General features: G+C 51.4%; 15 protein-coding genes. 9 read left to right on the plus strand and 6 right to left on the minus strand.

Features of this window, described 5'->3' with window-relative positions:
• Positions 1 to 54: 54 nt before the first annotated feature.
• Positions 55 to 762 carry an IS6 family transposase gene (locus OAN307_RS08760; RefSeq protein ID WP_015499419.1) on the plus strand — a complete coding sequence of 236 codons (708 nt, stop codon included), beginning with the start codon at positions 55 to 57 and terminating at the stop codon, positions 760 to 762.
• Between the two features lie 56 nt (positions 763 to 818).
• Positions 819 to 986, plus strand: coding sequence for a cupin domain-containing protein (locus tag OAN307_RS31210; protein ID WP_015499420.1), 168 nt, complete (start codon positions 819 to 821; stop codon positions 984 to 986).
• 224 nt (positions 987 to 1,210) lie between these two features.
• On the opposite strand, the gene OAN307_RS08765 is transcribed toward OAN307_RS31210, so the two are convergent.
• From OAN307_RS08765 to OAN307_RS08785, 5 genes are read right to left on the minus strand one after another with little or no spacing between them, the layout of a single operon-like run.
• On the minus strand, positions 1,211 to 1,888 hold the full coding sequence (locus OAN307_RS08765) for a type 1 glutamine amidotransferase domain-containing protein (protein ID WP_015499421.1): 678 nt from the start codon (positions 1,886 to 1,888) through the stop codon (positions 1,211 to 1,213).
• Positions 1,885 to 2,934: an NADP-dependent oxidoreductase gene (locus OAN307_RS08770; RefSeq protein WP_015499422.1), complete on the minus strand. Its 1,050-nt coding sequence runs from the start codon at positions 2,932 to 2,934 to the stop codon at positions 1,885 to 1,887. Before OAN307_RS08770 ends, OAN307_RS08765 begins: the two co-directional genes overlap by 4 nt.
• 12 nt (positions 2,935 to 2,946) lie before the next feature.
• Positions 2,947 to 4,104, minus strand: a complete 1,158-nt coding sequence (locus tag OAN307_RS08775; RefSeq protein ID WP_015499423.1) for an iron-containing alcohol dehydrogenase — start codon at positions 4,102 to 4,104, stop codon at positions 2,947 to 2,949.
• Positions 4,105 to 4,107: 3 nt separating this feature from the next.
• Complete coding sequence (locus OAN307_RS08780; protein WP_015499424.1) at positions 4,108 to 4,524, minus strand: organic hydroperoxide resistance protein; 417 nt, start codon at positions 4,522 to 4,524, stop codon at positions 4,108 to 4,110.
• 57 nt (positions 4,525 to 4,581) lie between these two features.
• Entirely contained in the window at positions 4,582 to 5,172 is a 591-nt protein-coding gene (locus OAN307_RS08785; RefSeq protein WP_015499425.1) for a TetR/AcrR family transcriptional regulator, read from the minus strand.
• Between the two features lie 578 nt (positions 5,173 to 5,750).
• Between OAN307_RS08785 and OAN307_RS08790 the strand changes: the two genes are divergently transcribed.
• From OAN307_RS08790 to OAN307_RS31220, 7 genes are all read left to right on the plus strand, one after another.
• The gene (locus tag OAN307_RS08790; protein WP_015499427.1) at positions 5,751 to 6,458 is read left to right on the plus strand and encodes a hypothetical protein; all 708 of its coding nucleotides are present in this window, start codon (positions 5,751 to 5,753) and stop codon (positions 6,456 to 6,458) included.
• A 51-nt stretch (positions 6,459 to 6,509) separates the two neighbouring features.
• The gene (locus OAN307_RS31215; protein WP_144055544.1) at positions 6,510 to 6,680 is read left to right on the plus strand and encodes a helix-turn-helix domain-containing protein; all 171 of its coding nucleotides are present in this window, start codon (positions 6,510 to 6,512) and stop codon (positions 6,678 to 6,680) included.
• The gene (locus OAN307_RS29850) at positions 6,677 to 7,177 is read left to right on the plus strand and encodes a hypothetical protein (protein WP_015499428.1); all 501 of its coding nucleotides are present in this window, start codon (positions 6,677 to 6,679) and stop codon (positions 7,175 to 7,177) included. Before OAN307_RS31215 ends, OAN307_RS29850 begins: the two co-directional genes overlap by 4 nt.
• Positions 7,174 to 8,367, plus strand: coding sequence for an AAA family ATPase (locus OAN307_RS08800; protein WP_015499429.1), 1,194 nt, complete (start codon positions 7,174 to 7,176; stop codon positions 8,365 to 8,367). The genes OAN307_RS29850 and OAN307_RS08800 overlap by 4 nt, the downstream gene beginning before the upstream one ends.
• Positions 8,368 to 9,008: 641 nt before the next feature.
• Positions 9,009 to 9,494: a flavodoxin family protein gene (locus OAN307_RS08805; RefSeq protein WP_015499433.1), complete on the plus strand. Its 486-nt coding sequence runs from the start codon at positions 9,009 to 9,011 to the stop codon at positions 9,492 to 9,494.
• A 244-nt stretch (positions 9,495 to 9,738) separates the two neighbouring features.
• Positions 9,739 to 11,613 carry a molecular chaperone HtpG gene (gene htpG / locus OAN307_RS08810; protein WP_015499434.1) on the plus strand — a complete coding sequence of 625 codons (1,875 nt, stop codon included), beginning with the start codon at positions 9,739 to 9,741 and terminating at the stop codon, positions 11,611 to 11,613.
• 51 nt (positions 11,614 to 11,664) lie between these two features.
• Positions 11,665 to 11,757 (plus strand): DUF4113 domain-containing protein, encoded by a 93-nt coding sequence (locus tag OAN307_RS31220; RefSeq protein ID WP_083902937.1) that lies wholly within the window; start codon positions 11,665 to 11,667, stop codon positions 11,755 to 11,757.
• Between the two features lie 284 nt (positions 11,758 to 12,041).
• On the opposite strand, the gene OAN307_RS08815 is transcribed toward OAN307_RS31220, so the two are convergent.
• The gene (locus tag OAN307_RS08815; RefSeq protein WP_044043454.1) at positions 12,042 to 12,464 is read right to left on the minus strand and encodes an NUDIX hydrolase; all 423 of its coding nucleotides are present in this window, start codon (positions 12,462 to 12,464) and stop codon (positions 12,042 to 12,044) included.
• Between the last annotated feature and the right edge of the window lie 62 nt (positions 12,465 to 12,526).

Below are 12,526 nucleotides of genomic sequence, written 5' to 3' on the forward strand. Positions count from 1 at the left end.
CCCGTCAGAGCAAAATCGGTTGAGGCGGGCAGGGTGAGGAATTAGCGTCTCGAGATGACAAAACGCAGCCCTTTTCGCTACTTCAAGACGAGCCCCGAGATCATCCGTCTGGCCGTGATGATGTATGTCCGTTTCCCGTTATCGCTTCGGAATGTGGAGGATCTGTTGCACGAACGCGGGATCGACATCAGCTATGAGACGGTTCGATTTTGGTGGAACAGATTTGGCCCGCTGTTTGCCGCTGAGATCCGCAAGAAAAGGGTCAACCAGATGCGCGCATATTCGAATTGGCAGTGGCACTTGGATGAGGGGTTCGTGAAGATCAACGGCGAGACGCACTACCTTTGGCGGGCTGTGGATCACGAAGGGGAAGTCCTGGAAAGCTTTGTCACTAAGCGCCGTGATCGCAAAGCAGCCTTCAAATTCCTCAAGAAAACCATGAAACGCCATGGTAGCGCAGATGTCTTCGTTACCGACAAGCTACGTTCCTACGGCGCGGCGGTGAAGGTGATTGGCAATGTGGACAAACAGGAAACCGGCCGCTGGCTCAACAATCGAGCCGAGAATTCACACCAGCCATTTAGACGAAGAGAGCGAGCCATGCTTCGATTTAGGCGGATACGAAGTTTGCAGAAATTCGTCGCCGTCCACGCTTCTGTTCACAACCATTTCAACCAAGAGCGCCATCTCTATAACCGATCAAATTTCAAGCTGAACCGCGCCGCTGCTCTTACCGAGTGGCGCGGTCTTGGCGTATCCTAACGAATTGAGATTGCTGGAAAAATGAGACTGGCTCGCTTTTGTCTGACAGCACCCTCATGACCATTCTGTCTGGACGATGCCGAATAATCGATAAGATCAGTGGTCAGATCAGCGAACTCAATCCTGGAGATAGCCTATTTGTGCATGATAGTAGTCGCGTTACTTGGTATATTGTTGAGGATGTCACCAAGGTTTTCTTTGGTCGGAAAGCGGACCGCTTCTGAAACCTGTGAGCTACTCCGCAATAGTGGGGCATAATTCTGGGTAATTTCAGCTAGTCATCGAAACTGCAAAGGCCGTTATCATATTGAGTAGACGATCGCCGCTTACGATGGCCTGAAAGACGGTCACGCTGTTGGGGAAATCGTAGCTACGATTGCACAATAGCACCGCGGTAAAAGTTCGCGTTTCGCGGAACATTGTTGGTCCGCGAAACGTATTTTTTATGTTACGTTAACAGCGTCAATATTTCGCGTGCCGCTTCTGCGGATGAAGCCGGATTTTGTCCAGTCACAAGTTTACCGTCCTGCAATACGAAGCTGGCCCAATCATCGCCTTTTTCATAAACGCCACCATTTTCCTTTAGCATGTCTTCCACCAAGAACGGGACAACATCTGTCAGGCCGACAGCGTCTTCTTCGGTGTTGGTGAACCCCGTCACACGGCGGCCCGACACCAGAGGTTTGCCATCTGTTCCCATCGTATGACGGAACACGGCTGGCGCATGGCACACCGCACCCACTGGAAGATCCGCTGCGGCGAACGCTTCGATCAGCCTTTTGCTGTCAGTGTCTTCGGCCAGATCCCAGAGTGGGCCATGTCCACCCGGATAAAAGATCGCGTCAAAGCCGTCTTCTTTGACATCTGACAGTTTCAGCGTTGTCGCCAGGTGGCTTTGAGCGTCTGCATCGCCTTTAAAACGGCGCGTATCATCTGTCTGTGCATCGTCATTGTCGCTGGACGGATCAATCGGTGGCTGGCCACCCTTGGGCGATGCCAGCGTGATCGTTGCATCTGCGTCTTTGAAGATGAAATAGGGGGCTGCAAATTCTTCCAACCAAAAACCGGTCTTGTTGCCTGTATCGCCCAGTTCGTCGTGCGATGTCAGTACCATCAAAATATTCATGTTGTTTCCTTGGTGTTAGGGCCAACGCGGATCACGCGCTTGCCGAAGTTTTCGCCATTAAGAAGGCCAATGAACGCAGCAGGTGCGTTTTCAAGGCCGTCAATAATTTCTTCGTGGTATTTGACCTTGCCGCTCTCAATCCAGCCGCTCATTTCTTTTGCGAAATCCGCATAAAGGTGGCCAAAATCGTCATAGATAATGAAGCCCTGCATCTTGATCTTCTTGCGCAGGATCTGACCCATTAACCAATTCATGCGATCAGGACCGTCGGGCAGTTTGGTCGCGTTGTATTGCGACACAATTCCGCAGACGGGGACGCGTGCATTCGGGTTCAACAGCGGAATGACCGCATCGAGGACCTTACCGCCAACGTTCTCAAAATAAACATCGATGCCGTCGGGCGTCGCCTCGGTCAGTTGTTCAGCAAGATCTTCCGCTTTATGATTGATGCAAGCATCAAAGCCCAATTCGTCGACGGCGAAGGAGCATTTTTCTGCGCCGCCCGCGATCCCGACAACACGACAGCCCAGAAGCTTTCCGATCTGCCCGACCGTTGCTCCGACCGGACCCGTGGCGGCGGCAACGACGATCGTCTCACCGGCCTTTGGCATCCCGATCTGCGTCAGTCCAGCCCATGCGGTGAAACCGGGCATCCCGAGAACACCTAGCGCCCATGACGGATGGGTGCCCGATTGATCCAGTTTGGCTACGCCTGCGCCATCGGACAGGGCATAGTCCTGCCAGCCGTTGAAACTCAAAACCCAGTCACCGGACGCGAAGCCGTCGACGTGCGAAGTGACAACCTGCGCCACTGTGCCGCCGATCATCACATCATTGATCTTGACCGGATCCGCATAAGACAGCGCATAACTCATCCGGCCGCGCATGTAAGGATCAAGGGAAAGGTATTCTGTGCGGAGCAGCATTTGGTTGGCGCCAGCCGCGGGAATATCCCCCGCGACCAGATTTAGGGTGTCTTTTGTCGGCTCGCCCTTCGGGCGTTCCGCCAACACCAGTTGCCGATTGGTTTTATCGTTTTGTGTCATGTTTGGGACTTTCTATGCAGCTGCTTCAAGGATCCGGCGGGCGTCTTTGGGCGTGATTTCGCCGTGTTCGCCAAGTTCAGTCATGCCATGATCTTTTAGTGCGGCGACGATATGATCGATCCCCGACGCATCGACATCGTAGTCGCTAAGTCGGGTCTTGATGCCCAGATCCTCAAAGAACGCGCGCGTCGCGTCGATTGCCGCATCGATGCGCTCGTTGTCTGACCCGTCGCGGATGTCCCAGACATTGGCTGCGTATTGCAGCAACTTTTCGCACTTAGGTCCGCGCTGATCGTTCATTAACGATGGCAGCACTACGGCCAGCGTGCGCGCGTGATCGGTGTCGTTATACGCCGTAATCTCGTGGCCGATCATATGGCTCGCCCAGTCTTGCGGCACACCTGCACCGATCAAACCATTCAAGGCCAGCGTCGCAGTCCACATCAGATTTGCACGAATTTCGTAATCTTTTGGGTTCGCAAGCGCCTTGGGACCAAGGTCAATCAACGTGCGCATCATTGTTTCGGCAAAACCGTCCTGAACGGGCGCGTTCACCGGATAGGTCAAATATTGTTCAATGATATGCACAAACGGGTCAGCCACGCCATTGGCGATCTGACGATCTGGCAGCGTGTATGTAACCTCAGGATCGAGGATTGAGAAAACTGGGAAGCAGTGTGCGCTACGGAAGGGCAGTTTCGCGCCTTTTTCGGGGTTCGTGATGACGGAATTAGCGTTCATCTCGGACGCTGTAGCGGGTAGTGTCAGGACTGAACCGAAAGGCATGGCCTGTGTGATGACTGACCCAAACGATGTCAAAATGTCCCATGGGTCGCCGTCATGCAACGCGGCGGCCGCGATGAATTTGGTGGCGTCGATAACTGATCCGCCGCCCACGGCCAGCAGGAAAGTAATGTCTTCGTTGTGGATAATATTAACCGCCTTCAGCGCTGTCGCGTAACGCGGGTTGGGCTCAATCCCACCGAATTCAACCAAGGAATGCCCTTCAAGGGCGTCACGCACTTGTCCCAGAACACCGGTGCGTTCCGCACTGCCGCCGCCGTAAATGATCAGTACCTTTGCATCGTCAGGAATCTGATCTTTCAGGTCGGTGATACGGCCTTTGCCAAACAGAATGTGTGTTGGGTTGTGAAAGTCAAAGTTGTTCACGATTTAGTTTCCTTCAGTTTTGACGTGCAGGCGCACGTCGATGTTTCCGCGTATGGCGTTCGAATAGGGGCACATTTGATGCGTCGCTTCGACAAGACGCTGCGCGTCCTGCGCGTTCATGCCCGGTAGGTGTGCAGTGACGTCTAGATCGAGCGCGTATCCGCCCTCAGTGTGCTGGCCAATCCCCACCTCAACAGACGTTTTCGCCCCTGTGATGTCGAATTTCAGTTGTTTGGCGGTCAACTGCATTGCGCTGTCAAAACATGCTGCATAGCCAAGCGCGAAAAGTTGTTCGGGGTTAACGCCCGCGTCGCGACTGTCAGGGCTGACCATTTGTACAGAGTATGTTCCATCGTCCAAAGACGAAGTTCCCGAACGACCGCCTGTCGCAGTTGCAGAAGTTTTGTAGAAGATTTTCATGGTTAGCCTTCCTGTTAATAGACCAGTCGTCTAAAAACGCAATAAATGTAAATCGGTTCAAGCAGAGGGGATAAGTTGCTGCGTCGTGTGCATCGCGGATTTAAGTGGGGAGTCATCATGGGACAAGCTCGCAACCAGACTTGCGCCTAACCACTGATGATAAATCGCCTCCGCCATACCATTGGTGTCGTCAATCTGGGCAATCGAGCCTTCTGCGATGCCGTCGTCCAACGTAACCGCCAGACGTGCAATGATTTCGATTACACCTTGCCGCAGAATCTCGCTCATATCCTTGGACAAGTCAGCGACTTCAGCAGACAATTTAACGACAAGACAACGATCTTCGAGGTTGGGGCTGACCTGATTTTGATGCCAGCCTTCGAAGTAGGCAAGCAATCGAGCACGCGCATTAAGTGTTGGGTGATCGAGAGACGAGGCGAGGCGGTCCGAGTAATCATGCACGAAGTCTTTGAGCACAGCGCACCCGTACGCTTCCTTGGAACGGAAGTAGTGATAGAATGATCCCTTGGGCACGCCGGCCTTTTTCAGCAGCTCATTGAGACCAACACCGGAATAGCCCTGCTGCGCGGTAAGGCGGCGACCAGTAGCTAAAATGTGTTCACGTGTATCTGTCTCTCGATTACTCATTTAAAAAACATATGGACGAGTGGACCAGTCGTCTACCACTGTTTCAGTTTTATTTTTTAAGAATAGAAGTTCTGTATTGGACTAAGGTGCGTTCATAAAAACACTATTTACTGTCATGCCATCCCGCCCAGCCACTACTATCGATACCCTTCGGTGGCCGGTGCGCATCTGTGTTCATGGATGAAAACGCCGCCATTGGCGCAACCGCAGCGAAAGCACACGTTGTCCGCACAGAAGACCTCGGTGCACTACGCAGCGAAGGTACTGTGTGGATGAATCCTGCATAACACGACATTTTTGATCAGATTTTGCAGTTTTCAGAAGCAGTTATGTCTCCGGCCTGTTACTTACGTAAATCTTTCGCAAAATTTTGAGCATACCTTCTAAGCGACTTGTTACTGATGATGACAATGCGCGGCCTTCGGGTCATCCCTTTGTACTGAGATGACGCCAGACGCACTCTGAACTTTCTCGACATAAACGAAGCGTACACCCCAAGCATCGTAAGCAAAAGGAGTGGGTCAAAATGATCATGCGCGTATCGGCTGACAGCCAAAAAAGTGAGAGAGAGTTGACCAATGTACGAATCTAATGACGATGTCGATATTGCTGATTCCCGAAAGAAGTATGTGGCTATCAGAGTAATAATTGATAAATATTTCTCGGTGTTTGAACCTGACAGAATAGCTGAGATGACCGATCGCTTTATGTGTACTAAGGAATTTGGCCTGTATGAGAACTGGGCCTATGAAAACCAACTGATGAACTTGTCGAAGCTTCGCAAACAACTTCAGCTGGCATCAAGGTATCTCAGAGAAATTCATCCAGCTGTTCTCTCAGAGGTATCCGACAACCTTACACTGCTGATAGAAGTCCTGAATGGATCAGAGGACCGGAAAAAGTGTGCGGACGAAGTGTTCGATTTAGCTCCAACCGGTGAAGAGGTCGCTGTTGCTAATAAAGTCTTTGAGGGGCGCCTGTCGTTCTCTGAGAATATTGATAAGGCGATCAAGTACACTCAAGATGAGTTGCCTTTTGGTATTCCAGTTAGAAACCGGAATGTTGATGCATTAAAAGTTGTGGAGGCAGCTGTTGAGCTAATCCGGACCTACAAATGCGCGATCAATGTACCCGAGAAGATGAATGGTTATGGTCCACTAAGACCGTTGCTTATTGATCTATTGGAGCACTACAAAATCAACGCTAACGTTGATGCTGCGTTCAATAGCTGGGTCAACAACATAGACAGAAAGCGTGAATTTTTCGAGTTGCTGCCCATGGATTAGGTTGGTCAAAAAAATCCATCTTTATGACATCTAGTCAAAGTGGAGAGCACAATGGGACACCTATACCTTACTTCTAAGGAGGCGGCACAGTACACCAGCCTAAGCGAAAGCTATCTTGCAAAGCTTAGAATGTACGGAAAGGGCCCGCGCTTCTTGCGGGTTGGAGCAAGATCTATTCGTTACTCTAGGAATGACCTTGACCTGTGGATGACACGGACATGAAACATCGGGGTAAGAAGGGAGAGCCAATCAGTTTAAAGCCAATCTCAGAATCAGCAGAACCGAACAATGGCAAGAATGATGCTACTCGCGAAGCGTTCAAACATGGAGTCTGTGTATCGATAGCGAATTACCGCCACGAAAAGCGCGTCACCGCAGTCATGGGGCTGGATAATTTGGGGCTGGATAATTTGGGGCTCGATGATGCGCTCGTAATCTGCGCAACATACATACACCAGCATTGCGCAGGTGACCCGCCTTATGGCGCCTTTGGAGACATTCGGGAATCTGCGGCTTGGTGGGCAGGCCTAGCGAACCCAGTGGAGTTGCAATGCTACTTTGCCGCAGCACTGAAGCGGCTTGAATATCGTGCCTTGGGGATCAAGGCACGAAAGCGCATGTTCACGGTTCTTTGGCTGGCCTTCACTAATACAGATCGACAGGCGTTTTTGGCCCGCGTTGACGCCAAAGGCAACTTTTATCGTAAAGGTTCGGCATGATGGATGATTTTCATGATTTGCCACCAATGCCGCCGGTTGAGGCCTACCTGGAATGCAAATCGAATGTGACGATACCGTTGCAGGTTCCTACACCTTTTGTTTGGCAAGACCCCGCAACATTGCCGCGACGCCCATGGCTCTATGGGCGCCACCTGTTGCGCCGCCAAGTCTCTGTCACTGTCGCACCGGGCGGTGTTGGTAAGTCGTCACTGACGATCTGTGAAGTGCTGGCGATGGCATCGGGTCGCGATTTGATGGGCGAATGGGTTGCGGATGATTTGTCTGTCTGGATATTCAACTTGGAAGATCCACGCGACGAATTGCAACTGAGGATCACGGCGGCGATGCAACATCACAAGGTTGAGCCGGAGGAGAGCGAAGGCCGTTTCTATGTGGACACTGGGCGTGAACGCGAACTCTGCACGGCTGTCGCTGGCCGTGATGGTGCGATGATCGTTAAGCCCGTGATGGATGCACTGGCCAATGAAATCGCCTTTCGTAATATCGACGTTCTGGTGGTCGACCCCTTTGTGTCGTCACACCGCGCAGGCGAGAATGACAACAACGCTATTGATATGATTGCAAAGGAATGGGCGCGGCTAGCCGATAGGTGCAATTGCGCAATCGAGTTGGTTCACCACACACGCAAAACCAATGGTGCTGAAGCGACAACGGAAGATGGGCGTGGAGGGTCTGCCCTGTTAGCTGCTGCACGTTCGGGTCGTGTCCTCAATAAAATGGCCGATAAGATGAAGAAAGATGCCGGCATTCCTGCGACCGACCTGCGCACCTATTTCGCAGTTACCCGCGATAAGGCCAATTTAGCGCCGGTGGGCAAACGCCAATGGCGTCGCATGGAAACTTTTGAGTTGGCCAATGGTGAAGACGTTGGCGTCTGTGAGGTCTGGGAATGGCCTGAGACGTTTAACGGTATGGCTTCCAAAGACCTATTGGCTGTCCAGAACGCAATCGAAAGCAAGACTGCTAGGTTCTCTGAACAAGCTGGCGACCAATGGGCGGGCTGCATTGTGGCCGATGTGCTTGGCATGGATGCTACGATAGATCGCAAGCGGATCAAGCGGATCCTAGAAGGATGGTTGAAATCTGGGGCGCTGGTGAAGGGTGAGGCCGATGGCCCGCAACGTCGCAAAGTACCGGTTCTGGAGGTGGGCGAATGGGCAACCGAATGATGTGCGTGACCACCTCAAGAACTCTGGAAGCGCAGATCATTGCAAATCAGGTGCGCCACTACCACCACCACCCCCCACGGGGGTGGTGGTGGTAGTGGCGCTGCACACCTTCATGGTGTGGTGGCGGCGCAAGCTGGCTTTGATGAGGTCCCAATGCGCGCTTTCCAAAGGTTAGGGCTGACCGTTTTCTGCCCCGTGTGGCAGAATGGAACGCGCGTGTTTGAAGAGTTTGGGTCCTTCGCGGGCCTTTTGCACACAGGGGGAATTCGCATCCCGTTACGTACGACAGACTGAAATTTTGAAGGGTGGTGGTTAGGGTTGTTGTTGTTGATGCGCGACCTGTTCAAAGCATTTCTGACATTCATGCAGGGCACAGAACTGTTCAGGCTGAAACGTTGGCTCATGTACAGGAGGCCGTAAGCCTTTGGACATGGCGGTTGATTGTGTGTCGAACACTGTCAAGACGGCGCGCCTAGCGAGGAGTTGTGACCATTGCAGCGGTGCAGAAAATCACATGATTTCCAAATCTAGTGCAGACGAATTTGCGCCAATCCCACCCCGCCGCGAGTGTTTTGATGTGCTGAAATTATTTCATTGATGTCAATTGGCGAACACTGGTTGATGCACTAGAATGTTACACGATGGTGCAGCTTTTGATCGTTTATCATTCTAAGACGGGTGGCAGTAGGCAGATGGCCGAAGCGGCTTATTCCGCTGCATGCGAAGAAGTAACGACAATTTTAAAAACTGCGGAAGAGGCCGGCCCTGAGGATCTTCTGCGTGCAGACGGTTACATCTTTTGCGCCCCGGAAAACCTTGCCGCGATTGCAGGCTTGATGAAGGATTTCTATGACCGGAGCTATTATCCGGTCCTTGGGCATATTGAGGGGCACCCGTACGCGCAGATGGTATGTGCCGGTTCGGATGGGGGAAACGCAGCGCGCCAAACTGCTCGCATTGCACAGGGTTGGCGGCTCAAGGAAGTGCAGCCACCATTGATCATTTGCACCTATGCCCAAAAGCCCGAGGAAATCCTGGCTGAGAAGTTGATCCCCGAAGAACAGCTAACCCGTTGTCGAGACCTTGGTGCGGCGATGGGGGCAGGGCTGAGTATGGGAGTGTTCTGACTAGGGTGTGGGCACAATCAACCCAGAATCTGATTACGAAGATGAGCGCCGATGTGAACAGGTTCAATCAGGCTGAGACAGACCATTTTTGCCTTATCGTTGGTGCGGCTTCCTTTTTAGTCAATTGGCGCGGCCATCACCAATGACGTCGCTGGCTATTCGTGAGGTTGAAAGACCGGTATCTCTTCCATAGATTGGTAGGCGAATTTGACGAATTTTCTTTAGAAAACTGGGAGTTCTATCTGTGACTGATACTGGCGTTAAAGAGACATTTTCCTTTCAAACTGAGGTGGGCCAACTCCTCGATATTGTCGCTGGCTCTCTCTACTCGAACCGCGAAATTTTCCTTAGGGAGTTGGTGTCAAACGCTTCTGATGCGTGTGATAAACTCCGCTACGAGGCGCTTACCAATCCGTCATTAGCTGATACTGTTAATCAGTTTTCAGTTTCGCTTGAGATAGACAAGAAGGCGAAAACTCTGTCCGTTTCCGACAACGGCATCGGGATGAATCACGATGATTTACTCGAGACACTTGGAACAATCGCGCGGTCAGGTACAGGCGCATTTCTGAACTCCCTGAAGGATGGCAAAAAAGGAGATTTAGGCCTCATTGGCCAATTCGGCGTCGGTTTTTATTCTGCGTTCATGGTCTCCGAAGGTGTGGAAGTTTTGACGCGGAAAGCTGGTGAGGAAAAAAGCTGGCAGTGGGCATCGGATGGAAAAGGCGAGTTTACAATTGAGCCTGGAGACAGGGACGCATGCGGCACCACTGTGGTGTTACACCTGAAGAAGGATGCGAAGGAGTTTCTTGAAGAGGCTCGCGTTCGTCATATTATTAAAACTTATTCAGATCACATTAGTTTTCCAGTGCTGCTTGGTGAGGACACATTGAATGCGGCCTCTGCCATTTGGACCCGTGCTCCTAAGGATGTGACTGAGGAGCAGCACACAGAGTTTTATCATCATACATCGCACGCCTTTGATAAGCCGTGGCTTACCTTGCATAGCCGTGTCGAAGGTTCGGTGAGCCACACGAGCCTTCTTTACGTACCTTCGACGGCACCATTCGATTTGTACGATGCTGAACGCAAAAGTCATGTGAAGCTCTATGTGAACCGGGTGTTTATCTCGGAAAATACCAAAGGACTTGTCCCTGCGTATCTGAGGTTTCTTCGCGGTGTTGTCGATTCAGAAGACCTCACACTCAACGTGTCTCGCGAGATGCTTCAGTCAGACCCAAAGCTTGCGAAAATCAAGACAGCATTAAGCAAGAAGGTGATCTGGGCGCTCAAAAAGGAGGCCGGCAAGGCTCCCCAAGAATATGTCGATTTTTGGAAGAACTTTGGGGCGATACTGAAGGAAGGCCTGATCGAGGATCCAAGTCTGCGGGATCGGCTTCTCGAGATTTGCCGCTTTTCCTCGACCCTAAATGGTGAGCTGACCAGCCTTTCAGATTACGTTGGCCGCTGTAACGAGGGTCAAGACGCGATTTACTACATGACCGGTGATGATGCGAAAAAGATATCGCAGTCACCTCATCTGGAAGGGTTTAAGACAAAAGGCGTTGAAGTGCTGCTGTTGTCAGACCATGTGGATGAGTTCTGGCTTCAGCATATTACTGAATTTGAAGGCAAGACTTTCAAATCTGTTACACGAGGAGCGACTGATCTGGACAAGGTCAGTGGTAATGAAGAAGCAGAAGGCGACAATGATGATGCGGTGTCTTCCGCGCTCAATGATTTGCTTATAGCAATAAAAATGGAACTTGGTGGTTCAGTTAAAGATGTTCGCCCATCCAAGCGACTAACTGATAGCCCTGTATGCCTTATCGCTGACGATGGTGATATGGACGTCAATATGGAAAGACTGCTGAAGCAACATGGCCAGTTGACTGATGGAATGCCTAGGGTTCTAGAATTGAATCCAGACCATAGGGTTATTAAAAAAATGGCTGAACGTGCGAAAGGCAGTGATGCGGCATCAGATGCTTTGCTAAAGGATGCAGCTCATTTGTTGCTGGACCAGGCCAGGATCGCTGATGGTGACGCTCCCGCTGATCCAGCGGAATTCGGTCGCCGTCTTAGCGCAGTAATGGACAGCGCGCTTAGTCACACCTGATCTGCGCTTGTGTGACAGTGTCACGATTGCAAGGCGAGTAGCCCAGCTACTTTGCCGTCGCAGGTACGGCATAGTAATCGTTCGACCGCAGATCACCGAAGTCCAAGATATACGACGCGGCTTGCTGATTTACCGGTGGTTTGATGAAGTTTGTTTTATATACAGCGCCATTCTTTTGGTGATGAAACAGCCTCACAGTTAATACGATTTTGGGCTCGATGCCTTATCTATAAGGAGATATTTGTGGCTTGATCAATCATCATATCCTGACGACGTTTACCTGTGAAATTGCCGTATGCGCTGGGCACTGTAAATTTCAGGCGCTGGTTCTGTCGCAAGGTGGACATCGGCACATGGCGCAGCGAACGTCAGTGATGAGCCTTCATTGAATGTATTATAGCAATGCAGCGAACGGCCACCTTTCCAGACTACGTTTGAGATATTGTCGCCATTCGAATGACGTCATCGACATGCTCACTACATGCAATCTGCCGTAACATAACGTCTCTCATTGGAACCCAAGCGGCTTCGCTGACATCATCATTCGCCGTAGGTTCACCACTCACATATTCACACAACACTGCCGCTAGCAGGAAGTGGAACTGTACCCCGCCACAGTCATCTTTAATTATGACGTCAATATTTGTGAGATAATGTATGGGACGGCCAACGACGCTGGTTTCTTCCCTCAATTCACGGGCTGCGGCTGCAAGGGCTGTTTCCCCAAGTTCCACATGCCCGCCAGGAAAACCCCATAGGCCAGCATCCGGTTCATTTTTCCGTCGCACAAGCAGAACCTGATCCGCGCGGAGTATCACCGCCAACGCTGCAAGCTTCGGAGATCCAGTCACGTCTTTTGGCCTTCCCGCGCGTGGTTGCAATACAGCCCTATGTTTCGGTGTGCTTCAATGCG

The sequence above is a fragment of the Octadecabacter antarcticus 307 genome (genome assembly GCF_000155675.2).
GTDB classification, from domain to species: Bacteria; Pseudomonadota; Alphaproteobacteria; order Rhodobacterales; family Rhodobacteraceae; genus Octadecabacter; species Octadecabacter antarcticus.